Source organism: Massilia sp. X63, assembly GCF_041023745.1.
GTDB lineage: Bacteria > Pseudomonadota > Gammaproteobacteria > Burkholderiales > Burkholderiaceae_D > Telluria.
The window spans coordinates 64,831-88,799 of the sequence record NZ_JBFTEF010000007.1; the positions used below are offsets into that span (position 1 = coordinate 64,831).

At 67.6% G+C, this 23,969-nt stretch carries 22 protein-coding genes; 14 read left to right on the forward strand and 8 right to left on the reverse strand.

Going from position 1 to position 23,969, the window contains the following annotated elements:
- Positions 1-2 precede the first annotated feature (2 nt).
- From AB3347_RS15250 to AB3347_RS15260, 3 genes are read right to left on the reverse strand one after another with little or no spacing between them, the layout of a single operon-like run.
- Entirely contained in the window at positions 3-1,565 is a 1,563-nt protein-coding gene (locus AB3347_RS15250) for an FGGY-family carbohydrate kinase (protein WP_369092651.1), read from the reverse strand.
- A complete protein-coding gene (locus tag AB3347_RS15255) occupies positions 1,558-3,117 on the reverse strand; it encodes a glycerol-3-phosphate dehydrogenase/oxidase (RefSeq protein WP_369092652.1) in 1,560 nt (519 codons plus the stop codon). The genes AB3347_RS15250 and AB3347_RS15255 overlap by 8 nt, the downstream gene beginning before the upstream one ends.
- Positions 3,114-4,709, reverse strand: coding sequence for an FAD-binding oxidoreductase (locus AB3347_RS15260; RefSeq protein ID WP_369092653.1), 1,596 nt, complete (start codon positions 4,707-4,709; stop codon positions 3,114-3,116). The genes AB3347_RS15255 and AB3347_RS15260 overlap by 4 nt, the downstream gene beginning before the upstream one ends.
- Positions 4,710-4,785: 76 nt before the next feature.
- Between AB3347_RS15260 and AB3347_RS15265 the strand changes: the two genes are divergently transcribed.
- From AB3347_RS15265 to AB3347_RS15275, 3 genes are read left to right on the forward strand one after another with little or no spacing between them, the layout of a single operon-like run.
- A complete protein-coding gene (locus AB3347_RS15265; RefSeq protein ID WP_369092654.1) occupies positions 4,786-5,838 on the forward strand; it encodes an AraC family transcriptional regulator in 1,053 nt (350 codons plus the stop codon).
- A complete protein-coding gene (locus AB3347_RS15270; RefSeq protein ID WP_369092655.1) occupies positions 5,825-6,136 on the forward strand; it encodes a hypothetical protein in 312 nt (103 codons plus the stop codon). The genes AB3347_RS15265 and AB3347_RS15270 overlap by 14 nt, the downstream gene beginning before the upstream one ends.
- Before the next feature lie 54 nt (positions 6,137-6,190).
- Positions 6,191-6,388: a hypothetical protein gene (locus tag AB3347_RS15275; RefSeq protein WP_369092656.1), complete on the forward strand. Its 198-nt coding sequence runs from the start codon at positions 6,191-6,193 to the stop codon at positions 6,386-6,388.
- Positions 6,389-6,478: 90 nt separating this feature from the next.
- Here AB3347_RS15275 and AB3347_RS15280 read toward each other — a convergent pair whose 3' ends face one another.
- Positions 6,479-8,065 (reverse strand): mechanosensitive ion channel family protein, encoded by a 1,587-nt coding sequence (locus tag AB3347_RS15280; protein ID WP_369092657.1) that lies wholly within the window; start codon positions 8,063-8,065, stop codon positions 6,479-6,481.
- A gap of 185 nt (positions 8,066-8,250) precedes the next feature.
- Here AB3347_RS15280 and dapC point away from each other — a divergent pair, with 185 nt between their 5' ends.
- The 7 genes from dapC (at position 8,251) to AB3347_RS15315 (ending at position 16,299) form a co-directional block, all read left to right on the forward strand.
- Positions 8,251-9,462, forward strand: a complete 1,212-nt coding sequence (gene dapC, locus AB3347_RS15285; RefSeq protein ID WP_369092658.1) for a succinyldiaminopimelate transaminase — start codon at positions 8,251-8,253, stop codon at positions 9,460-9,462.
- Between the two features lie 39 nt (positions 9,463-9,501).
- Positions 9,502-10,341 carry a 2,3,4,5-tetrahydropyridine-2,6-dicarboxylate N-succinyltransferase gene (gene dapD, locus AB3347_RS15290; protein WP_369092659.1) on the forward strand — a complete coding sequence of 280 codons (840 nt, stop codon included), beginning with the start codon at positions 9,502-9,504 and terminating at the stop codon, positions 10,339-10,341.
- 132 nt (positions 10,342-10,473) lie between these two features.
- Positions 10,474-11,625 carry a PilT/PilU family type 4a pilus ATPase gene (locus AB3347_RS15295; protein ID WP_369092660.1) on the forward strand — a complete coding sequence of 384 codons (1,152 nt, stop codon included), beginning with the start codon at positions 10,474-10,476 and terminating at the stop codon, positions 11,623-11,625.
- Between the two features lie 141 nt (positions 11,626-11,766).
- Complete coding sequence (locus AB3347_RS15300) at positions 11,767-12,126, forward strand: ArsC family reductase (protein WP_369092661.1); 360 nt, start codon at positions 11,767-11,769, stop codon at positions 12,124-12,126.
- A complete protein-coding gene (gene dapE / locus AB3347_RS15305) occupies positions 12,123-13,259 on the forward strand; it encodes a succinyl-diaminopimelate desuccinylase (protein ID WP_369092662.1) in 1,137 nt (378 codons plus the stop codon). The genes AB3347_RS15300 and dapE overlap by 4 nt, the downstream gene beginning before the upstream one ends.
- Positions 13,260-13,282: 23 nt before the next feature.
- Entirely contained in the window at positions 13,283-14,173 is an 891-nt protein-coding gene (prmB, locus tag AB3347_RS15310; RefSeq protein WP_369092663.1) for a 50S ribosomal protein L3 N(5)-glutamine methyltransferase, read from the forward strand.
- Between the two features lie 143 nt (positions 14,174-14,316).
- Entirely contained in the window at positions 14,317-16,299 is a 1,983-nt protein-coding gene (locus AB3347_RS15315) for an ATP-binding cassette domain-containing protein (protein WP_369092664.1), read from the forward strand.
- Between the two features lie 7 nt (positions 16,300-16,306).
- Here the strand turns inward: AB3347_RS15315 and AB3347_RS15320 are convergent, their stop codons facing one another.
- Together AB3347_RS15320 and AB3347_RS15325 are read right to left on the reverse strand one after the other, a co-directional pair.
- Positions 16,307-16,768: a chemotaxis protein CheW gene (locus AB3347_RS15320; RefSeq protein ID WP_369092665.1), complete on the reverse strand. Its 462-nt coding sequence runs from the start codon at positions 16,766-16,768 to the stop codon at positions 16,307-16,309.
- A 68-nt stretch (positions 16,769-16,836) separates the two neighbouring features.
- Complete coding sequence (locus tag AB3347_RS15325) at positions 16,837-17,535, reverse strand: NUDIX hydrolase (RefSeq protein WP_369092666.1); 699 nt, start codon at positions 17,533-17,535, stop codon at positions 16,837-16,839.
- 121 nt (positions 17,536-17,656) lie between these two features.
- Between AB3347_RS15325 and AB3347_RS15330 the strand changes: the two genes are divergently transcribed.
- Together AB3347_RS15330 and AB3347_RS15335 are read left to right on the forward strand one after the other, a co-directional pair.
- Positions 17,657-18,526 carry a DUF817 domain-containing protein gene (locus AB3347_RS15330; RefSeq protein ID WP_369092667.1) on the forward strand — a complete coding sequence of 290 codons (870 nt, stop codon included), beginning with the start codon at positions 17,657-17,659 and terminating at the stop codon, positions 18,524-18,526.
- A 59-nt stretch (positions 18,527-18,585) separates the two neighbouring features.
- Positions 18,586-19,089, forward strand: coding sequence for a nuclear transport factor 2 family protein (locus AB3347_RS15335; protein ID WP_369092668.1), 504 nt, complete (start codon positions 18,586-18,588; stop codon positions 19,087-19,089).
- A 15-nt stretch (positions 19,090-19,104) separates the two neighbouring features.
- Here the strand turns inward: AB3347_RS15335 and AB3347_RS15340 are convergent, their stop codons facing one another.
- Both AB3347_RS15340 and AB3347_RS15345 read right to left on the reverse strand, forming a co-directional pair.
- Complete coding sequence (locus AB3347_RS15340; protein ID WP_369092669.1) at positions 19,105-21,015, reverse strand: flagellar assembly protein A; 1,911 nt, start codon at positions 21,013-21,015, stop codon at positions 19,105-19,107.
- A 190-nt stretch (positions 21,016-21,205) separates the two neighbouring features.
- A complete protein-coding gene (locus AB3347_RS15345; protein ID WP_369092670.1) occupies positions 21,206-21,613 on the reverse strand; it encodes a hypothetical protein in 408 nt (135 codons plus the stop codon).
- 280 nt (positions 21,614-21,893) lie between these two features.
- Here AB3347_RS15345 and ompR point away from each other — a divergent pair, with 280 nt between their 5' ends.
- Positions 21,894-22,595 carry a two-component system response regulator OmpR gene (gene ompR / locus AB3347_RS15350; protein WP_051306146.1) on the forward strand — a complete coding sequence of 234 codons (702 nt, stop codon included), beginning with the start codon at positions 21,894-21,896 and terminating at the stop codon, positions 22,593-22,595.
- Positions 22,595-23,968, forward strand: coding sequence for an ATP-binding protein (locus AB3347_RS15355; protein WP_369092671.1), 1,374 nt, complete (start codon positions 22,595-22,597; stop codon positions 23,966-23,968). Before ompR ends, AB3347_RS15355 begins: the two co-directional genes overlap by 1 nt.
- Position 23,969 lies beyond the last annotated feature (1 nt).

Below are 23,969 nucleotides of genomic sequence, written 5' to 3' on the forward strand. Positions count from 1 at the left end.
CCTCAGACCCGCTGCGGATACCCGGTAATGCGCGCGATGTCGCGGTACATCGGCTGCAGCCGGCGGTACATCTTCAGGTAGACCTCGCGGTACAGGCGCTCGTAGACCGCCTGGTTGCCGGGAACCGGCTCGAACACCCTGCCCACCCGTGTCATGGCACCGATCGCCGTGGGAAAGTCCGGGTACAGGCCCAGCCCCACGACGGCGTCGATCGCGGCACCCAGCCCCGAGGTCTCGTACACGTGCGGGCGCGCGGTCGGCAGGCCGAAGATGTCGGCGGTGAGCTGCATCGCCACGTCGCTCTGCGAGCCGCCGCCCGACACCCGCAGCTCGGTGATACGCGAGCCCGAGCGCCGCTCGATGCGCTCCTTCCCCTCGCGCAGCGCATAGGCCAGCCCTTCCAGGATGGCGCGGTACACGTGAGCGCGCGTGTGCACGTCGCCGAAGCCGATGATGGCGCCCTTGGCTTCGCGCCCCGGCACCCGGATGCCCGGGGTCCAGTAGGGCTGCAGCATCAGGCCCATCGAACCGGGCGGCACGGTGCTGGCCAGTTCGTCGAACAGGCGCTCGGGCGCCACGTCTTCCAGCAAGGCGCGCGATTGCTCGTGGTGACCGAACTGCTCCTTGAACCAGTTGACCATCCAGTAGCCGCGAAACACCTGGACCTCAAGGCTGTAGGCGCCGGGAAGCGCCGCCGGATAGGGCGGCACGAAGGGCGTCACCTCGACGTAGCGGCTGGTGGTGGTGTTGATGGTGGCGGTGGTGCCGTAGCTCAGGCAACCGATATGCGGCGCATCGCAACCGGCCCCGATCACCTCGCAGGCCTTGTCGGCGGCCGCTGCCAGCAGCGGCAGGCCTTGCGGAATGCCGGTGTCGCGCGCCGCCTGCGCACTGATCTCGCCCAGCTGCGTGCCCGGCTCCTGCAGCTCGGGCAGCATGTGCGGCTCTACCGCCAGCGCCTGCCATTTCCAGTCGCGCCGTCCGGCCCACCTGCGGCGGCGGTAGTCGAAAGGCAGGTAGGCCACCTGCGAGCCGGACGAATCGGCGAAGCGCCCGCACAGGCGCCAGTTCAGGTAGCCCGACAGCAGCAGGAACTTGTGGGTCCCCCGCCAGACCTCGGGCTGGTGCGCGCGGATCCAGTTGATCTCGGCTTCGCCGCGGAAGCAGTCGATGGTGCCATCGACCCGCGCCAGCTTGAAGGCCGCGCGCCAGAGCGGGCCGATGGGCGGTACGGTCTCGGTACGGCGCTGGTCGAGCCAGGTGATGGCCGGGCGCAGCGGCTTGCCCTCGCGGTCGAGGTTGATGACGGTGCCGCGCTGGGTGGTCACCGCCACGCCGGCGATACGGGCGCGGTCCGCGCCGGGCAGCGTCCAGAGCGTCCGGCAGGCCTGGCACAGCGCCTGCCAGAAGCCTTCCGGACCGTACTCGGCCCAGCCGGGGTGTTCGCTGCGGTAATCCTGCAGCGGCACCTGGGACTTGGCGACGATCTCGCCCTGCAGGTCGAACAGGATGGCGCGCACGCTCTGGGTGCCGTTGTCGATGGCGAGGATCAGCGGGTCATGCATGGAGGTGTTCCGTTCCGGTACACGGCAGGCTGTAGTGGGCCTGCCACAAGCCGAGATAGGCGGCCTGCTCGGCCTCCCAGCGCGCATCGCTCCAGCCCAGCTCCGGCTGGCAGATGGCGCGGATGCGCGGCAGCAGCGTCTGTCCGCCGGCGCGCAATTGGATGCCGAGGCGGGTACGGCGCAGCAGCAGGTCTTCCAGCCGGAGCACGGCTTCGCTGCGCGCGGCCCAGCGCAGTTCGGCCCAGGGCGTCAGGGTCCCGGGGATGGTCTCCAGTTCGCCGTCCTGCGCGGCATCGAGGAGGGCTTGCGCATGGCGCCCGTGGCGCCCGGCCAGGCGCTGCAGCACGCCATGCGGCAGGCCGCGCGGCCCGCGTGGCAGGGCCAGCGGCGCGAACACCGGCCCTGGGGCAAGGTCGGCCTGCCAGCCGGGCAATTGGCGCGCCACAATGCGCAAGGTGTCGAGGGCGATCGCGCGGAAGGTGGTCAGCTTGCCGCCGGTGACCGCCACCAGGCCCGGCTCGTCCCAGACCAGGTGCTCGCGCGTCTCCCTCGAGGGATCCCCGCGGGTGCCGCTGTCGAGCACCGGGCGCACCCCGGCATAGGTGGCGAGTACGTCGCCGTCCTGCAGCTGCAGCTGCGGGAACTGGGCGCGCAGCGCCGCCATCAGGTAGTCGAACTCGGCGCGCGTGACCTTCGCCTCCACGGCAAGGCCTTCGCCGTGGTCGACGTCGGTGGTGCCCACCAGGGTCACGCCCTCCCAGGGAAAGGCGAATACCGGCCGGCCATCGACCGGATGCATCAGGCTGACCGCCTGCGCCAGCGGCAGGCGCCAGGCCTGCAGCACCAGGTGGCTGCCGCGCAGCGGACGCAGGCGCGGCGCTCCACCCTGCCCGGCAATGCCGCCGGCCCACGCCCCGGTGGCATTCACGACCACCCTGGCCGACACCTCGCCGGCGGCGCCGCTGCGGGCGTCGCGCAGCAGCGCGCCGCTCACCCTGCCGCCCTCGCGCAGCAGGTGTTCAACCGCCACGTAGTTGCGCGCTTCGGCGCCGATGCTGCGCGCCTCGTCCAGCACGCGCAGCACCAGGCGTGCGTCGTCGGTCTTGGCATCCAGGTAGCGGATGCCGCCCGTCAGTCCTTGGTGGCGGATGTTCGGCGCCAGCATCCGGAAAGCCTCGGCATCGAGCCAGTGGGCCTCACGGCGCCCGGCCATGGCATCGTAGAGCGCCAGGCCGGCGAGAAAACTGCGCCGCTTGCGCGCGCTGTTGCCGTAATCCGGGAAGGCGAAACCCTGCGCTTCGACCAGGCCGGGCGCATCGCGCAGCAGGGCTTCGCGCTCGCGCACCGATTCGCGGGTCAGGCGCAGCCGCCCCTCCGCCAGGTAGCGCAGGCCGCCGTGCACCAGCTTGGACGAGCGGCTCGAGGTGCCCCAGGCGAAGTCGCGCTGCTCGACCAGCAGCGCCTTCAGGCCACGCCGCGCGGCTTCCAGCAGGATGCCGGCGCCCGTGATGCCGCCGCCGATCACCAGGATGTCGAGGTCGTCGTGCTTCATGATGCGACCAGCTTGCCCGGATTCATGCGCCCGTCCGGGTCGAAATGGCGGAACAGCGCCGTCATCGCCCCCAGCCCCAACTCGCCCTTCTCGATGCCCAGCCAGGGCGCGTGGTCGGCGCCGACCCCGTGCTGGTGGCTGATGGTGCCTCCCGCCGCCACGATCGCCTCGGACACGCGCGTCTTCAACTGGCGCCAGCGCGCCAGGTCGGCCTCGAAACTGCCGGCCAGCCTGAACACGAAGGTCGAGTACACGCTCGCGCCTTGCGGGTAGAGGTGCGACAGGTGGGTATAGGCGTGCATCCGCTCGCCCCAAGGCTGCAACGCCTCGGCGGCGGCGCGCTCAATGCCGTCCATCGCGCTGCTCACGTGCGGCCAGTCGACCGCGGTTTCCACGGTGTCGATCGCATAACCCTGCGCCCAGGCCGCATTGCGCAGGTAGACGCTGCGGAAGCGGTTGCGGCGCCAGCGTTCGCCCAGGACGCGCCCCACGTGCACGCCGCCATGGCCGCGTGCCAGCGCGAGCGCCGCGCGCAGCGCCGGCAGCGTCTGCGCCTTCGCGCCGCTCACCCCGATCATCAGCATGCACTTGCCTTCCCTGCAGCCGCGCAGCGACAGCCAGCCCTCCAGCAGGCGCACCAGCCTGGCGTGGCCGGCCAGGGTCAGCATGGTGGTGGTTTCCACCGCGTTCGACAGGCGCAGCATCGACAGCGGCAGGCGCGCCTGCGCCAGTTCGCGCACCGCCGCCACGGCCTGCTCCCAGCCCGGGAAGAACACCGCATGAAAGGCTTCGTGTTGCGGCAGGCGGCTGATGCGCACCGTGGCATGGGTCAGGATGCCGAGCCGTCCTTCGGAACCGAGCACCATTTCGCGCAGGTCGATGCCGGCGCTGGATGCCGGAAAGGTCGGTATCTCGAGCGTGCCCCTGGGTGTCTCGACCCGGCCACCGGCGAACAGTCCCTCGATGCGTCCGTAGCGCAGCGACTGCTGGCCGGAGGAGCGCGTCACCACCCAGCCGCCCAGGGTCGAGTATTCGAAGGACTGCGGGAAGTGGCCAAGGGTGTAGCCGTGCGCGCGCAACTGGGCTTCGAGGTCGGGCCCGGCCACGCCGGCGCAAAAAGTGGCCAGCTGGGCTTCGCGGTCGAGCGAGACCAGCGCGCGCATGCGTCCCATGTCGATGCTGAGCACCGGGCGGGAAGCCTCAATGATGCCGAGGTGGCCGGCCACGCTGGTGCCGCCGCCGTAGGGAATCACGTCGGCGCCGGTGCTTGCTGCAAACGCCAGCAGCTCGCGCACCTGTTCCGCGGATTCCGGATAGCCGACGCCGTCCGGCGCCGCCCCGACGCGGCCATGGCGCAGGCGCAGCCAGTCGGGCAGGCTCTGGCCCAATGCGTGCCGCAACCTGGCCTGCGGGCTGGCGTCGACCAGCGGGTGCGGCGGCAGGCGGCCCGGCGCCAGCTGCGCGCAGGCCGCATCGAAGCTGGCGTCGTTCGGGGTACTGCCCTGCCCCAGCCGTTCGCGCAGGAAGGCCCGTGCCTCCGGTGCCAGCTCCGTCTCGATCGAATCGTCTCCCCAGCCATTCCATCGCCGCATGCTCGTTCCTTTTTATGTACAGCAATTGCCAATTAAGCCAGAATAGGCCCCTCTACTCCAACCGTCTTGCGCTTTCATGCCACAGTCTTGCTCCATTGCGTCAGCCGGCACGGATGGCGGCCGGGTGACCGGCGCCTATCTGCAGCCGGTGCTCGAAGCCGCCGCGGCGCAGGGCATCGATGCCGACCGGCTGGCGCGGGCGGCGGGCCTGCCGCCTGCACTGCTCACTGCCGACTCCCTGGGCGCCCGCGACTACCTGGCTCTACTGGACGCAGGTGCGCACCTGAGCGAAGACCTGCATTTCGGCCTGCACGTCGGCGAACGGGTCCGGCCCGGCACCTACTCGGTCTACGGCCTGGTGCTGATGGCCTGCCGCGACTTCGGCCAGGCGCTGGAACATACGCTGCGCTACGAGCAGCTTGCCCACGACCTGGGCCGCTCGCATCTGGCGCTGGAGGGGGTGGACGCCCTGTATGGCTGGACCAGCCACTATCCCGGCGCCTCGCGCCACCTGGTGGAAAGCGTGTTTGCCGGCATCCGCGTCTTCGGCAGCTGGCTGGCCGGACGGCCGCTCGCTCCGCGCGCGATCGCCTTCGCCCACCGCAGCGATGCGCCGGCCGGCGAATACCTGCGCGTGCTCGGCGTGCAAGCGCAGTTTGGCGCGCCCGCCAACACGGCGCGCTTCGACGCCGCCCTGCTCGCGGCGCCGGTGCCGAATGCCGATCCAAGCCTTTATCCGGTGCTGCGCCGGCATGCCGAACGGCTGCTGAACGAGCGCGGCGCCCAGGGCGCGGGCCTGGCGGCGCAGCTGCGCGCGGCCCTGATCCGCGCACTCCCGCACGGCGCGGCGCGCCTGCCGGCGGTGGCGGAGCAGCTCGGCATGTCGCCGCGTACCCTGCAGCGCAAGCTGGCCGATGCCGGCAGCAGCTTCCAGCACGTGCTCGACGGCGTGCGCTACGAACTGGCCCAGGACTACCTGCGCCAGCGCGAGCTGGGCCTGGTGGACATCGCCTTCCTGCTGGGCTACCAGGAGCAGAGCGCATTGACCCACGCTTTCCGCGAGTGGTCGGGCGTCAATCCGGGCGCCTGGCGCGAAACCTACTTCAGGAGTCGACATGGACAGCAATAAGCGACATGAGCTGGTGCGCATGGGTTGGGACATCCATGCCGTCGTCGAAGAAAGCTACCGTCAGCATCCCGCAAGCAAAAACGATCCGGAAGACTGGCGCGAGAAGCGGCGCCTGCTGCTGGCCGACATGGCGATCCACCTGCTCCAGACCGCGCTCGAGCCGGGCGACATCGAACTGGACAAGCTGCGCAACAACCTGCACGCGATCCTGACTATTTCGGACGGGTTCCTGCCGGATGCCGGATTCAGGACAGCGCCCGGAAAGCTGTACGGCGACCGAGGCCGAGGGCTGCTGTAAAATCAGACCACGCCGGCGACGTCGGTGTTTCAAATGCACTCATCAAGGAATGGTATGGCGAAGAAAGAAGAACTCGACGAAGAAACCCTGGCGTTCATCCAGTGGTGTGTCGAGGTGGAAGGTTTCCTTGTGAAGGGCGGCGCGACCGTCAGGCAGGCACAGGACCATATCGAAGAACAGGTCGAGTGGTTCATGGACCAGTTCTACGACGGGCTGACGCCCGAAGAAGCGGCCAGGGAAGCCCTGGCCTGAACGCGCCGGCAAGCGCCGGTCGTACACGCTGCCGCACCCGCCGTTCCCAGGGCCAGGCCCATTTCGGCGTGGCTCACTGCAGCCGATGCACTAGGAGGCCGGTCCGGGTTTCAAGACCTCGAGCTGGTCGGGTGCGAGTGCGATGGTCTGGGCCGGGAAGGCCAGGCTGAAGCCCGCTTCCTCCAGGCGGCAAACAATCGCCAGCAGCAGGGCTTCGCGCACGACGACGCTGACCTCGAATTCGGGGACGTCGATATACGAGAACACCTCGACATCGAATGAGCGTGCGCCGATCGCACCCAGGTTCGCACGCGCCCCCTCGGCGATGTTCTCGTGCCCGAGCACCACCTGCCTGACAATGCCGACGGCTTCCTCGAGCCGCGCGGCCGGCGTGCGGTAGTCCAGCGCAATGACCGGATTGAACAGGAAGCGGTCGCGCGCGGCGAAGTTCTCGATCTGGCGCGACGAGAAGTCGCCGTTCGGGATGGTCACCAGGGTGCGGCCCAGCGTACGGATGCGGCTCGAGCGGATCCCGATGTCTTCCACGGTGCCGATCACGTCCCCGACCTTGATGAAGTCGCCCACCTGCGCGGGGCGATCGGCGATCACGGTGACGCTGCCGACCAGGTTCTCCACGGTCTTCTGCGCACCCAGCGCCAGTGCGATGCCGCCGATGCCGAGCGCCGCGATGCCGGTGGTGACATCGATGCCGAAGGTGTCCAGGATGCCGATCCCCGAGAACAGGAGCAGCAGCACCTTGGCCGTGCGGCGTAGCAGGATGATGACGGACACCACCTGGCGCCGGCCGCGCCGTTGCATGCGCGTGATGGCCAGCTGGGCGACGGCATTGACCAGGCGCAGGCCGAACCAGACGAAGGCAATGACCAGCAGGATGCCGGTATAGCGCAGCAGGGTCTGGCGCGCCACGATAGCGACCGGCAAGCGCTCGGCCCATTCGAAGAACACGAACACGGCAATCAGGAGGCTGAACGGCGGCAGGGCCGCTTCGAAAAAGCGGTAGAAGCCGTTGGCGGCGGGATCGGCCACGAAGCGGCGCATGATGGCGACCAGGATCGTCGCCAGCGTCCACAAGCCAACGAAGACCAGCATGCCCAGACCGACCAGCATGCCCCAGTCTTCCAGTGGCGCGCCGGCCACGGTGAACTGCGCGCGTTGCGTGAGCGGCCGTCCGCCAGACCCACCGGTCGCCGCTGCAATGCCCCCCGTGGTCTCGCGCGAGATGCGCCAGATCTGCTGCCCGTCCTCTTCGCCGCGGCTGAGCAGGACCGGAATGGTCCTGCCCTTGACCACGATTTCGCCGACCCGTTCCTGGTTCACCGGGAGCTCGTCGCCGATCCTGCCGGTCGCAACGTTCGACAGGGCGGCATAGGGTTCCAGCGATCCGCCACTGTCGAGCAGCGCCTGGAACTCGCGCGCCCTGGCCGCCGCGGTGGCGCGCTGACGGCTGCTGTTGGCCGGCAGGTCGAAGTACTGCGCGGCGCGGTCGTAGTCGTGTTCGGCCAGGGCCCGGATCAGCCCGGAAACCGTCGAACGCGGCGTTTCACGGCCAAGCAGGTCGGCCTCGGCGGCCGCGGCCTGGGCGGCCTCTTCGGGCGGGGCGGCGAAGGCCACCGTGGACGTCAGGATCACTGCAAACAGCAGCCATGCCAGGGACAAGGGTAGCAGTACGCTCCGGAAAGAAAAACGCATTCTCGAGCAACTCCTTCGAATGTGGGCAGCGCGAAGTCTAGCATCCAGCCGGTCCCGGCACTGTCCGGGCGCCTCCCGATCGCTTCTGCGGGCAAGGGCTATAATTGGCTGAATATTCAAAGTAAACAGGCCGCTCATGCGCGGTGACCGACGTGAATCCACATCTCGACCAGCTCCACCCCTACCCCTTCGAACAGCTGCGCCAGCTGTTCTCCGGCGTGACCCCGAATCCGGAATACAGCCCGATCAGCCTGGGCATCGGCGAGCCGAAGCACCCGACGCCCGCCTTCATCGAGAAAGCCCTGCTGCATGCGATGAGCGGCCTGGCCGTCTACCCCAGCACCCACGGCGGCGAGCCGCTGCGGGTGGCGATCGCGGGCTGGCTGGAGCGCCGCTACGGCATCCCGGCGGTCGACCCGGCCACCATGGTGCTGCCAGTGAACGGCTCGCGCGAGGCGCTGTTCGCTTTTGCCCAGTGCACCGTCGACGGTAGCAGGAGCGGTGCGCTGGTGATGAGCCCCAACCCCTTCTACCAGATCTACGAAGGCGCGGCCTACCTGAGCGGCGCTACGCCGTATTATGTGAATTCCGAACCCGGCCGCAACTTCGCGCCGGACTTCGGCAGCGTGCCCGATGAGGTCTGGTCGCGTGTGCAGCTGCTCTACGTCTGCTCGCCGGGCAACCCGACCGGGGCCGTGCTCACGCTCGAGGACTGGCAGCAGCTGTTCGCGCTGTCCGAGCGCCACGGCTTCGTGGTCGCGGCAGACGAATGCTATTCCGAGATCTACTTCGGCGCGATGCCGCCGCTGGGCGCGCTGGAAGCGGCGCACCAGCTGGGCCGCAGCAGCGGCGACCGCCCGTACAAGAACCTGGTCGTGTTCTCGAGCCTGTCGAAGCGCTCGAACGTGCCGGGGATGCGCTCGGGCTTCGTGGCGGGCGACCCGCAACTGCTGAAGAAATTCCTGCTCTACCGTACCTACTGCGGCGGCGCAATGTCGCCGCCGGTGCAGGCGGCCTCGATCGCGGCCTGGAACGACGAGCAGCACGTGCAGGAAAACCGCGCGCTGTACCGCGAAAAATTCCAGCTCATCACGCCGCTGCTGAAGGAAGTGATGGACGTCGAACTGCCCGACGCCGGCTTCTACCTGTGGGCCGACGTGCGCCGGACCGGCCTGTCGGACACCGAGTTCGCACGCCGCCTGTACGCCGAATATAATGTGACGGTTTTGCCGGGTAGTTATCTTGCACGCGAAGCGCACGGCCTCAACCCGGGCCGCCACCGCATCCGCATGGCACTGGTCGCCAGTGTCGACGAAGGACTCGAAGCCGCCAACCGCATCGTCGAGTTCTGCAAGGGACTGTAAGCCGGCAGCACCACCGAACAACCCAACCAACGAATCATCATGACCCAACAACTCCAGAACATCATCGACACCGCGTGGGAACAGCGCGCGGAGATCAGCCCAGCCAGCGCCAGCCCTGAGGTGCGCGACGCGGTCGCCCACGTGCTCGCGGGCCTGGATGCCGGCACCCTGCGCGTGGCCCAGAAAGACAGCGGCAGCTGGGTCGTGAACCAGTGGATCAAGAAGGCGGTCCTGCTGTCCTTCCGCCTCGAGAACAACGTGGTAATGGGCGGCGGCGGCACCCTCGGCGGAAGCCCGCAGTTCTACGACAAGGTTCCGACCAAGTTCGCCGACTACACCCCGGAAGATTTCGCCAAGGGTGGCTTCCGCGTGGTGCCGCCGGCGGTGGCCCGCCGCGGCAGCTTCATCGGCAAGAACGTGGTGCTGATGCCGTCCTACGTCAACATCGGCGCCTACGTCGACGAAGGCGCGATGGTCGACACCTGGGCCACCGTCGGCTCCTGCGCCCAGATCGGCAAGAACGTGCACCTGTCGGGCGGCGTCGGCATCGGCGGCGTGCTCGAGCCGATGCAGGCCAACCCGACCATCATCGAAGATAACTGCTTCATCGGCGCCCGCTCGGAGATCGTCGAAGGCGTGATCGTCGAAGAGAACTCGGTGATCTCGATGGGCGTCTACATCGGCCAGTCGACCAAGATCTACAACCGCGAAACCGGCGAGATCAGCTACGGCCGCGTGCCGTCGGGCTCGGTGGTGGTGTCGGGCAGCCTGCCGTCCGCGGACGGCAAGTACAGCCTGTACTGCGCCGTGATCGTCAAGCGCGTGGACGCCCAGACCCGCGCCAAGACCGGCATCAACGAGCTGCTGCGCGGCGACTGATGCGCCTGCTGACCGCGTGGGCGGGATGACCCGCCCACCCTACAACGGCGAGCCGGTTCTCGTAGGGTGGGCGGCTTCGCCGCCCACGCGGTCAAGCAGCATTGGAGCACCACTAAATTAGGAGACGATGCCATGGCCATGGACCGCCTGTTCCAGCTGATGAAGGAGAAGAACGCATCCGACATGTTCTTCGCCGTGAACTCGCCGGTGCACATCAAGATCAACGGGAACCTCATCCCGATCAACCAGCATCGTCTCGAACCCGACAATATCGTCTCGCTGCTGTCCGAGATCGCCACGCCCGAGCAGATGCAGGAGCTCGAGCGCGAGAACGAACTGAACATGGGCGTGTCGGTCCCCAACCTGGGGCGCTTCCGCCTGTCGGCCTTCCGCCAGCGCGGCTCGATCTCGGCGGTGTTCCGCTTCGTGCCCGCGAATATCCCGCCGCTCGGCGAACTGGGCCTGCCGCCGGTCTTGTCCGAACTGATCATGGAAAAGCGCGGCCTGCTGCTGATCGTGGGCGCCACGGGTTCCGGCAAGTCGACCACCATCGCCTCGATGCTGGACCACCGCAACGAACAGCGCACCGGCCATATCCTGACGCTGGAAGACCCGATCGAATACCTGTTCAAGAACAAGAAGTCGATCGTCAACCAGCGCGAGATCGGCAGCGACGCCACCAGCTTCGGCACCGCCCTGCGCAACTCGATGCGCCAGGCGCCCGACTGCATCCTGATCGGCGAAATCCGCGACAAGGAAACCATGGCGGCGGCGCTGGCCTACGCCCAGTCGGGCCACCTGGTGCTGGCCACCCTGCACGCCAATAACAGCTACAACGCGCTGAACCGCATCATCAGCTTCTACCCGATCGAGAACCGCGCCGCCCTGCTGCAGGACCTGGCGTCGAGCGTCAAGGCGATCGTCTCGCAGCGCCTGGTCAAATCCAGCGCCGGCGGCCAGCGCCAGGCCGCGGTCGAGGTCATGCTCAACACCCGCTACATCGCCGACCTGATCGAAAAAGGCGAGATCGGCCAGATCAAGGACGCGATGGACAAGAGCCTGTCGCCGGGCTCGCAATCGTTCGAGACCGCCCTGCTCAAGCTGGTGAAGGACGGCCTGGTGAGCCAGGAAGAAGCGCTGGCGAATGCCGACTCGGCCACCAACCTGCTCTGGCTGCTCAACAACGGGCCGGACAGCCAGGTGCAGGAAGAGCAGGACAAGCCGGGCGCTGGAAAAGGGCCGGAAGGGCAAGGCCCTTCCTTTACCGAGTTCACGCTCAACTAGCAGGGGCCGGGCGCCCTGCCGTAGCATCCTCCCCTCTCCATCTGTGTACAATCTCCGGGTAAGGCGCTTGTGCTATCCTCGCGCGTTTCCAAATTTCAAGTATCGCTCGCCCAGCCGAGCGCATGCATCGACGCCTCTACCATGACCATTACCCTCTACGGCATCCCCAACTGCGACACCGTCAAGAAAGCCCGCACCTGGCTGGCGGACAAGGGCCACGACTTCACCTTCCACGACTTCAAGAAGCAAGGCTTGACGCGCGAACTGGTGGCCGGCTGGCTCGAACAGCTCGACTGGGAAACCCTGGTCAACCGCAAGGGCACGACCTGGCGGAACCTAGACGACGAGCGCAAGGCGCAGATCGTCGACAAGGCCAGCGCACTGGAGCTGATGCTGGAAAACCCGTCCGTCATCAAGCGCCCGGTGCTTGCCGGCGTCGGCCCCGTCTCGGTCGGCTTCTCGGCCGACATGTACGAGGCCAAGTTCAAGGCAGCCGCATGAAACCCTCGCGCACCCAACTTCTCACCGAAGAACTGATCGCCCTCGATTCGGTCACGCCGCACGACAAGGGCTGCCAGCAGCGCCTGATCGCGCTGCTGGCGCCGCTCGGTTTCCACTGCGAGACCATCGAATCGAACGGCGTCACCAACCTGTGGGCGCGCAAGGGAACGACCTCGCCGGTGTTCGTGTTCGCCGGCCATACCGACGTGGTGCCGTCCGGCCCCGAACATCAATGGCAGTCGGCGCCCTTCGTGCCGACCCGGCGCGACGGCAAGCTGTATGGCCGCGGCGCCTCGGACATGAAGACCTCGATCGCGGCCATGGTGGTGGCTTGCGAAGAATTCATCGCCGCGCATCCGGAGCACAAGGGCTCGATCGCCTTCCTCATCACCAGCGACGAGGAAGGCCCGGCGGTCGACGGCACCGTGGTCGTCTGCGAAAAACTGGAAGAACGCGGCGAGACCCTGGATTACTGCCTGGTGGGCGAACCGACCTCGGTGCACGTGCTAGGCGACACCATCAAGAACGGCCGCCGCGGCTCGCTCTCGGGCCACCTGGTGATCAAGGGCATCCAGGGCCACATCGCCTACCCGCACCTGGCGCGCAACCCGATCCACCAGGCCGCGCCGGCGCTGGCGGAACTGGCGGCGGAAAGCTGGGACGAAGGCAACGAATACTATGCGCCGACCAGCTGGCAGATTTCCAACATCCAGGCCGGCACCGGCGCCAACAACGTGATCCCGGGCAGCGTAAGCCTGGACTTCAACTTCCGCTTCTCCACGGCCAGCACCGCCGACGGCCTGGAAGCGCGCGTGCATGCCATCCTCGACCGCCACGGCCTGGACTACGAGCTGCAGTGGACCCTGTCCGGCCAGCCCTTCCTGACGCCGAAAGGCCTGCTCTCGGACACGCTGTGCAACGCGATCTTCGACGAACTGGGCGTGCAGACCGAGCTGTCGACCACCGGCGGCACCTCCGACGGGCGCTTCATCGCCCGCATCTGCCCGCAGGTGATAGAATTCGGGCCTCCGAACGCCAGCATCCACAAGATCGACGAACACATCGAGCTGCGCTACATCGATCCCCTCAAGAACATCTACCGCCGCACGCTGGAACAGCTGCTGGCGCAGTAACAACAATACCTCGGGAGAAGGCCATGACCAACACCACTTTCAGCACGCCGCGCGATCTGCTGCGCTATGCGATCACCCGCTTCAACTCTGCCCGCCTGTTCTTCGGCCACGGCAGCGCCGAGGCCTTCGACGAAGCGGCCTACCTGATCCTGCACACCCTCAAGCTGCCGCTGGACCGCCTCGATCCCTTCCTGGATGCGAAGCTGCTGCCCGAGGAAGTGATCCAGGTGATGGAAGTGATCGAGCGCCGCGTCACCGAGCGCGTGCCGGCAGCCTACATCACCCGCGAAGCCTGGCTGGGCGAGTACCACTTCTACGTGGACGAGCGCGTGCTGGTGCCGCGCTCCTTCATCGCCGAACTGATTCCCCAGACCTTCAGCCCCTGGGTGCAGGATCCGGAAAATGTGGAAAACGTGCTGGAACTGTGCACCGGCAGCGGCTGCCTGGCGATCATGATGGCCGACGCTTTCCCGAACGCCGTGGTCGACGCGGTCGACATCTCGAAGGATGCGCTGGCCGTGGCCGAGCACAACATCCGCGAGTACAAGCTGGAAGGCCGGGTCAACCCGATCGAATCGGACCTGTACACCAACGTCCCGTTCAAGAAGTACGACCTGATCGTCACCAACCCGCCCTACGTGAACAGCGTCTCGATGGGCAAGCTGCCGCCGGAATACCTGCGCGAGCCGCAGATCGCCCTGGCAGGCGGCGAGGACGGCATGGACCTGGTGCGCAAGATCGTCGAAGGCGCGGCCGAGCGCCTGACGCCGGAAGGCATCCTGGTGGTCGAGATCGGCAACGAGCGCGACTACGCCGAAGCGGCCTTCGGGCACCTGGGCCTGACCTGGCTGAGCACCAGCGCCGGCGACGATGCGGTGTTCCTGCTGACGGCCGAACAGCTGCAATCGCAATAATTTACGTTTGCTTTAACGATGTTCGTAGGGTGGGCGGCTTTGCCGCCCACGCGTCCAACCAGCAGATGCGTCACCACAGCGCATGCGAGAGTTGAACGCGTGGGCGGGAGACCGCCCACCCTACGTAAAACTAGAAACTTGCAATGATCCGCTTCCAGAACGTCAGCCTCATGCGCGGCACCAAGCCGCTGCTTGAGGGCGCCGACCTTACCCTCAACCCGGGCGACAAGATCGGCCTGATCGGCGCCAACGGCGCCGGCAAATCGAGCCTGTTCGCCATGCTGCGCGGCGAGCTGCATCCTGACCAGGGAGCGATCGATTTCCCGGCCAAGTGGCGCATGGCCTACGTGGCGCAGGAGACCCCGGCGCTGGACCGCCCGGCGCTGGACTACGCGATCGACGGCGACGTCAACCTGCGCCGCCTGCAGGCCGAACTGGCCGAGCTGGAAGCGCATCCGGACGCGCACGACCACGGCATGCGCCTGGGCGAACTCCACAGCCTGCTGCTTGACGCCGACGCCTACACGGTGCAGTCGCGCGGCGAGCAGCTGCTGCTGGGCCTGGGCTTCTCGCTCGAGCAGATGCAGCAGCCGGTGGCCAGCTTCTCGGGCGGCTGGCGCATGCGCCTGAACCTGGCGCAGGCCCTGATGTGCCCTTCCGACCTGCTGCTGCTGGACGAGCCGACCAACCACTTGGACCTGGACGCGATCATCTGGCTGGAAGACTGGCTGAAACGCTATCCGGGCACCCTGATCATCATCTCGCACGACCGCGATTTCCTTGACGAGATCGTCAACGTGGTCGTGCACATCGACCAGCGCAGCCTGACGCGCTACTCGGGCAACTATTCCGCCTTCGAGCGCCAGCGCGCCGCCCACCTGGTGCTGGCCGCGGCGGCCTTCGAAAAGCAGCAGCGCACCCGCGCCCACCTGCAGTCCTTCGTGGACCGCTTCAAGGCCAAGGCCACCAAGGCGCGCCAGGCCCAGAGCCGCATGAAGGCGCTGGCCAAGATGGAAGAACTGGCGCCGCTGCGCGCCGCCGCCGAATTCTCCTTCGAGTTCCGCGAGCCACTGTCCGCGCCCAACCCGCTGCTGGTGCTGGACAACGTCGATGCCGGCTATCCGCTGCTCGACGAGCATGGCGACAAGGTCGGCGGCAAAGCCATCGTCAAGCGCGTGAACTTCTCGCTGCAGATCGGCCAGCGCATTGGCCTCTTGGGCGTGAACGGCGCCGGCAAGTCGACCCTGATCAAGACCGTGGCCGGTGAATTGATGCCCCTGGAGGGCAAGGCGACCCTGGGCAAGGGCCTGTCGATCGGCTATTTTGCCCAGCACCAGGTCGAGATGCTGCGCCACGACGAGTCGCCCCTGTGGCATTTGGCGAAGATCGCGCCGACCGTGCGCGAACAGGAGCTGCGTAACTTCCTCGGCAGCTTCAACTTCCCGGGCGACATGGTGACCAGCCCGATCGCGCCCTTCTCCGGCGGCGAAAAGGCGCGCCTGGCGCTGGCCCTGATCGTGTGGCAGCGGCCCAACTTGCTGCTGCTGGACGAACCGACCAACCACCTCGACCTGGAAACGCGCGAGGCGCTGACCATGGCGCTGGCGCAGTTCGAGGGCACCGTGGTGCTGGTCTCGCACGACCGCCACCTGCTGCGCGCCACCACCGACGAATTCATCATCGTCGCCGACGGCAAACTGCAGCCTTTCGATGGCGACCTGGACGACTACAAGGAATGGCTGTTCCAGACCAAGCTCGGCAAGGGCACCGCTACCCTGCCGACGGCGGCGCCGTCGAAGCCCGGCGCGCCTGCCGCGAGCCCCGCCCTGGCGCCGGTCGACCGCAAGGAACAGAAGCGCCAGGAAGCCGAAGAACGCCAGCGCCTGGCCGCGGTGCGCAAGCCGCTCGAGAACCGCGTCAAGCGCCTGGAAGAGCAGATGGCCAAGCTGAACGCGAAGAAGGCCGAAATCGACGCCCAGCTGCTCGACCCGGCCGTCTACGAGGCCGAGAACAAGGACAAGCTCAAGACCCTGGTGGCCGACCAGGCCTTTGCCTCGCGCGATCTGGAGCAGCTCGAATCCGAATGGCTGGAGCTGCAGGAGCAGCTCGAAGGCCTGGCTGCCTGAGGCCTGCTCAGGCCACCTGACGCGGTTCGGCCGGCGCCACCGCCATCAGGCGCTCGATATCGATCAGGATCATGCGGCGTCCGCGCGCCAGGCCCAGACCGATCAGGTAATCGGCATCGCGCCGGGCGCCCGGCAGCGGCGCCACCTGTTCCGGGCGCAGGCGCACCACGCCGGTGACGCGCTCCACCACGACCCCCACCATGCCGGCCTGCACCCGCACGATCACCACGTCGGTGTCCGGCTCGGGCAGCGAAAAGCTGCTGGCGAACGCGGCCCGCAGGTCCATCACCGGCATGATCACCCCGCGCGAGAGCGCCACGCCGCCGATGATCTCGCCGTCATTGGAAAAGCGCTCGAGCGACCGGAAAACTTTCAATTCCTGCACGGCGGCATAGTCGAGCCCGTATTCGAGCCCGCCCAGGGTAAAACCGAGGAATTGCTGGGATGCGGCGAGGATCTGGGTTGGCATGGCGGTTCCTTTCGTCGGCACCACCTATGCTAAATGCTTGATCGTTCGAAATTGTTGACTGCAGTCAACTAGCGACCTGCGCTGGATGCGCGCTGGCGTTCTTGTCCCGGTTTCTGGGCGTCCTCGCCGCCAAGCAACATGGCCACCAGCGGCGCGTCGTTCGGATTGACCAGCACGTCGGTCAGTTGCGCGCGCGGCACCAGCGAGACCGCCTGGCTCTCCCAACCCATGTCGGACGGGCAGCCGCCCACGCGCCGGCCCAGGTAGTAGCGTGTCCGGCTGCGGCTGCGGGTCAGGTCGGCCAGGAAGCCGGTCAGGACCACGCGCAGGCCGCTCTCCTCGAAGGCTTCGCGCACCGCCGTGGCGCGCAGGGGCACGCCCGGGTCGAGCGTCCCCTTGGGGAAGGTGGCCGGGTAGCCGCCGAAGGCGTTCGAGGGATGCACCACCCAGACCCGCCCGTCGCCTTCCAGGATGACCACGCCCGCCGCCACGCGCTTGCCCGGCGCCGGCACGAAGGGCGGCTCGGGGAAGTCGTCGACCTGGGCCACGTCCCGTTGCGCCACCAGCGCCCAGCCGGCATCGTCTTGCGGCGCGTCGCGCCAGATGGCGCAGGCGATGCCGTTCAGGGAAGCAGGCGCCGGCCCGTGCGGCACCACCGTGGCGATGCGGCCCGGGTCGAGCCAGCTGTCCATGGAGCTCGCCTGGGTGGGGGAATGCAAGGCCACGCTGGCGCCGTCGTCGTCGATCTTTGGATGGTGGAGAATCATGCGTTCATTGTACGGCAGGCGCCGCGCCGGTTGGCTTGGCCGGCCGCTTCCGCATTGCCCTCCCACCTCTTCTGTGACAAGATCGGCGGACTGCCTCGGAAAACTGCCCAACCCGACAAGAATGAACAAGACACCCGGCTCCGCCCCCATTACCCTCGCGCTCGACAACGTCCTGCTCGACACCCGGCCACGCCGGCTCGGGGGCTGGCGCCGCGGCGGCGCCGAATTCCTGTACTTCGGTTTCAAGAATGCGCGCGCCTGCCTGTTCGTGGGCCTGTTCTTTGCCGCCATGATGCTTACCCCGCGCGCCGGCGTGTTCGGCCTGCCGCGCTACGACCTGCTGCTGCTGGTGGCGCTGGCCATCCAGCTGTGGATGGTGCGCTCCGGCCTCGAGACGATCGACGAACTGAAGGCGATCTGCCTGTTCCACGCAATCGGCTTCGCGCTCGAGGCCTTCAAGGTGTCGGGCGCGATCCAGTCCTGGGCCTACCCCGACTTCGCCTATACCAAGGTAATCGGCGTGCCACTGTTCTCGGGCTTCATGTACGCCGCGATCGGCAGCTACATCGTGCAGGCCTGGCGCCTGTTCGACCTGCGCATCCGCCACCATCCGCCGCACTGGATGGCCTGGACGATCGCGATCCTGATCTACCTGAACTTCTTCACCCACCATTACATCGGCGACTACCGCTGGTACTTGGCGGCCTGCGCGCTCGGCCTGTACTCGCGCACCACCGTGGTGTTCCGCCCGCTGGACCGCGACCGCAAGATGCCGCTGCTGCTCTCGTTCGTGCTGATCGGCTTCTTCATCTGGCTGGCCGAGAACATCGGCACCTTCTGGGGCGTGTGGCGCTACCCGAACCAGCTGGGGGCCTGGTCGGTGGTCCACGTGAGCAAATGGAGCTCGTGGTCGCTACTGGTAATCATGACCTTCACCATCGTCGCCAACCTCAAGCACATCAAGCAAAAGATTCATGTCGCACGGGCCTAGGCCCGGGCGGTAGTATGATGAATGCCTTACGCATGTGTCCGCTTTCCTGAGGGAATTCCATGAAACCGACGACCTGCATCGCCGCCCTGTGCGCCGCCCTTCTGCTGCTGGCCTGCCCGGCCCATGCAATCGGCTTCCAGAGCGAACGGGCGCTTGCCGCCGGCGAAGTCGACCTGCGGGGCCTGCTGGCCGGACTCGAGCGCCAGCGCGCGAACGCCATCCGCAAGCGCGATGTCGCCGCCCTGCGCCACCTGATGGACCGCCAGTACCTCCACGTCGACAGCCGCGGGCGCGTGCGCAGCAAGACCGAGCTGCTGTCGGCACTCGAGCGCGACGATTTCCATTACCGGAGTTACCAGGTCGAATCGGCCGAGGTGCAGGAGCTCGGCGGCGGCGCGGCCCTGGTCACCGGCAACTTCACATCGCTGCAGTCCGGCGCCAAGGCCCGGCCCTTCCGCGGGCGCTACGTGCACGTCTGGGTACGCCAATCGGACGGCTGGAAGAACACCTTTCACCAGGTCACCGGGATCAGGCCGGCGAGCACCCGCTGCCAGTGCGATTGATACCCCCTGCCGGGCTCAGGACGCCAGCGCCGCGGGGGGCGGCGCAGTACTCCACCTGAAGCTGCCGCTGCTTCCCGCAAACAGCAACTCGGCGCCGCTGGCGTCGCGCAGGCGCGTCCGGATCTCGCGCACCCGCATCTCGCGCGCCTGCAGCGTGCGCGCGCCTGCGCCCTCGCCCTCGGCGCCCGGTGCGGCATCGGGCTCGACGTCCAGGGCGCGCACCGTGACCTCGCCGGCCACCTGCGCGATGGCGACGCCGGCGGCATCGGCGGGCTGGGCGCGCTGCACCTCCAGTTTCGCCAGCAGGGCCATGCCGGCCTGCTGCTCGGCCTCGATATCCTTGATCTCCTGCGACAGCGCGGCCATCTGCTTGAGCGCCGGCGCGGCGCCCGCGGCCAGCTTCCTGAACGCCGGCTGCTGCTCGGGCGTGAGCACCAGCTCGCCCTTGCGCACGCGTCCGGCCAGCCTGACGTAGCTGGCCACTTCCGGCTGGGCGCTGACCGCTCCCATCGCGCCGCGCCGCGCCTGCGCCATCTCGCCGAACTGGCCGACCCGCTCGCGGATCAGCGCCAGCGCCTGGTCGATGCGGCCGCAGTCGGGGCGCAGCACGAAGACCCGCATCTCGCTGTGTCCGCGCGGCGCGGCGCGCTCGATGGTAATCCGCTTGGCGGCGATGGTGCAGCCCTCGGCCTGGCCCGCTTCCACCACGTCGGCCACGATTTCGCAGTTGAGCGCCTCCACCACCGTGACCTTGCTGCCCGAGATGCTGCAGTTCTCGGCGCGCTGCAGGCTGACTTCGCCGTTGGCGCTGTGGATGGCGGCGCTTGAGGCCACGCCGGCGACGACGATCGGACCGTCCGCGTTGCGCGCGCTGCCGCCCATCAGGTTGCGGTTCAGGCGCACCGTTCCGCCGCGCGAGACCACGTTGCCGAAGACGTCGGCATGCACCGTGATGCTCTCGCCTTCGACCACCCGGTTTTCCTGGATCTCGCCGAATTCCTCGTAGTCGCCTTCCAGCTGCAGGTTGCCGGTGGTGCGGGCGCTGACGCCGTCGTGGCTGACGATCTTGTCGCCCACCGAGAGCCGGTTGCCCTCGACGTTGAGGAAGCCGTCCTGCAGCGCCACCACGAACTCGCCCTCCGCGATGCGGTCGACAGTGGTGCCGGGCCCGCTCCATTCGGCCAGGTCGAGGTCGGCCGGCAACTCCGGCGCCAGCGCGATGCCCTGCAGTTCGAAGCCCGCTTCGCCATGCGTGCGCGGCAGTTTCTGCAGCAGGCGCTTGCCGCGCTGGACCTGCGGGAAGCGGTTCTGGAAGCTCATCAGGTCGAGCTTGCCGTTGGCCAGTTGGCGCGGGGCGTCGCTGCGGTGCAGTTCGCTCGACACTTCGACCACGCGCGCGTCCTGCCCCGGGCGCGGCGGCAGGCGGCGCGCCACCGTCACCCGGCCGGCGGCGACCGATCCGATGGCGCCTGCCACCGCCGCGAGATCGATCCCGAAGCGGATGCCCTTCATCCACATGTCGGCGATGAATTCGTCGATGTCGAGCCGGGTCGGCTGCTCCACGCCGTCGGCGTCGACCAGGAACACCGGCTCGAAGTAATACTCGGCCTGGCCGTCCGCGATCTTGACGGCGCGGTAGAGCGCGCGCCGGCGCGGGTCGAACGGCAGGATATCGTCGGCCAGGCGCAGCACGGCGCCGCCGCCCCGCATGGACGTCGAGCGCGGCAGCTCGGGACCATGGCCGAACAGGGCCTTGATCAGGACGGGATAATCGAGGCCGGCGAAATAGTGATTGCGCAGCAGGACGCTCTCGACCGCCGCCAGCAGCGTGGGGCCGAGCGCGGCGGCGTCGCAATAGACGCCGTCCGCCTGTCTGAGGATGCAGGCTTCGGCGGACGGAGCGCTGGATACGGTGGAATTGGGCACGGCACACGCTCCCCTTCTGGTAGGTGTGCGTAACGATAGCATGTTACCTAGGGTAAATAAACATATGGCAACAAGATATCCGTCAAGAAACTCTATACACGAGGACAAGCCACTGATCGGTCGACACTGACGGCGCCAACGACAACGGCGCCCGCAGGCGCCGTTTGGATGGAGCGAACCAGCCGCTGCGTCAGCGGCGGCGCGCGTTCGGGTACAGGTCCATGCCGGCTTCGTTGATCTGGCGGCGCAGGTCGCGGCGCTCGTCCGGCGTCATGCGGCCGCCGCGGCGGTTGCCTTCCTCGCGCATCGCCTGCTCGCGCATGGCCTGCTCCTGCTGGCGGCGGGCCTCCTCGCGCATCTGCATTTCGTAGGCGCGCTGGTCGTAGCGCGGATCCTGCTGGCGGGCGTCGAAACGCTCGCGCATCTGCTGCTGCGGGATTTCTTCACGGCGCGGACCACGATCCTGTCCGCCCGCCATGGCGCCGGCGGCAGTCACGGCGAGGACGCAAGCGACCACGCCGCACCGGGCGAGGCGTGCCAGCCGGCCGCCGCTTGCAGCTGCAACTTCTGCCTGGGTTTTCGTAGACACGTTGTTCATGGTGTTCCTCTTCCGCGATGCCATATAAACAGATAAGCTGTGACTTCCACTTGCCGCCAGTGTATGTGCATACCGTCCGAGGAGTAAGCCTGATTGGGTAAAGTTTGTAACACAATGTAATGGCTGAGCCATATGGGCGAGGTGTCCAAGCCATAAGACGTTACCATAGCGACATGCTTCTGACAATTCTGGATTCCATATGAACGCATCGACGAATAATACGGGGTCGACCCCGGCCAACGGCGCCCCCGGCAACCAGGGCGGCCACTCCGCCAAGATCATGGTGGTGGACGACGACGTCCGCCTGCGCGACCTCCTGCGCCGCTATCTCACCGAGCAGGGCTTCCAGGTGGTGACTGCGGAAAGCGCCCCGGCCATGAACAAGCTGTGGCTGCGCGAACGCTACGACCTCCTGGTGCTCGATCTGATGCTGCCCGGCGAAGATGGGCTGTCGATCTGCCGCCGCCTGCGCGGCGCCGGCGACCAGACCCCGATCATCATGTTGACCGCCAAGGGCGAGGACGTGGACCGCATCGTCGGCCTCGAGATGGGCGCCGACGACTACCTGCCCAAGCCCTTCAACCCGCGCGAGCTGGTGGCCCGCATCGGCGCGGTCCTGCGCCGCAAGGGTCCGGACGAGATCCCGGGCGCGCCCAGCGAGACCCCGCAGACCTTCGAGTTCGGCGACTTCGTGCTCGACCTGGGCACGCGCACGCTCAAGAAGAACGGCGAGACCGTGCCCCTGACGACCGGCGAATTCTCGGTGCTGAAGGTGTTCGCGCGCCATGCGCGCCAGCCGCTGTCGCGCGAGAAGCTGATGGAACTGGCCCGGGGTCGCGAATACGAGGTGTTCGACCGCTCGCTGGACGTGCAGATCTCGCGCCTGCGCAAGCTGATCGAGCCGGATCCTTCCAGCCCGCTGTACATCCAGACCGTCTGGGGCCTGGGCTATGTGTTCATCCCTGAAGGACAGCCGCGCTAGTGTTTGCCCCATTCTCGGCGGCGCGGCGCGCCGCCCGCTTCGCCTGGTACCGGAGCGGCCTGTTCTGGCGCACCTTTCTGTTGATGTCGGCGCTTACCGCCGTCTCGATCGGTTCGTGGATCGGCATGATCAGCGTGTTCCAGCGCGGCCCGCAGGTGCAGCAGACCGCCGAGCTGGTGGTGTCGGTGGTCACCCTCACCCGGGCCGCCCTCACCCATTCGGCGCCCGACCTGCGGCGCGAGCTGCTGCTCGAGCTGGTGTCGAACGAAGGCATTCGCATCCTCACGCTGAACGACGACGACCTGGTCGAACCGCCGCCCAACAATCCGCTGATGCCAGAGATCGCGGCCCTCGTGCGCGAGCGCCTGGGCAAGCAGACCCGCTTTTCCAGCGGCGTCAATGGCGTGCCGGGCTTCTACATCAGCTTCAACATCGACGGCGACGAATACTGGCTGATGCTCGAGCGCGAGCGCCTGGCCGGCCTGACGCGGGTGCAGTGGATCGGCTGGGCCACGCTGGTGGGCCTGCTGTCCCTGATCGGCGCGGCCTTCATCTCCTCGCTGGTCAACCGGCCGCTGGCGCGGCTGACGGCGGCGGCGCGCGCCATCGCCAAGGGCGAGCGCCCAAGCCCGTTGCCCGAGAAGGGTTCGCAGGAGATCATCGAGGCCAACCGCAGCTTCAACCAGATGGTCGAAGACCTGGCCCAGGTCGAGAAGGACCGTGCGGTGATCCTGGCCGGCATCTCGCATGACCTGCGCACCCCGCTGGCGCGCATGCAGCTCGAGGTCGAGATGGCCAACCTGCCGCAGGATGCCCGCGAAGGCATGCAGTCGGACATCAACCAGATGGATGCGATCATCGGCCAGTTCCTGGACTACGCCAAGCCGACCGACGCCGCCACCTTCGTGGGGGTGAACCTGTCCGAGATGCTGTCCGATGTCGGGCGCGAAGCAGGACGCATCCGCGACCTGCGGGTGCAGGTCGACCTGATGCCGGGCGTGCACGTGATGGGCAACGCCACCGACCTGCGGCGCGTGATCAACAACATCATCGAGAACGCCCGCAAGTACGGCAAGACGCCGGGCCAGGACTATACCGAGATCGCGATCGTGCTGCGGGTCAAGGCGACCGGCCACGGGCGCCGGGCCGTGATCGAGATCTGCGACCACGGCGTGGGCGTGCCGCAAGACCAGATCGACCAGCTGCTGAAACCCTTCACGCGCCTGGACAGCGCGCGCGGCCAGGCCAACGGCGCCGGCCTGGGCCTGGCCATCGTCGAGCGCGTGCTCACGCGCCACAACGCCGAACTCACGGTGAGCAACCGCGAAGGCGGCGGCCTGCTGCTGCAACTGGCGCTGCCGCTGGCGGGGTAAG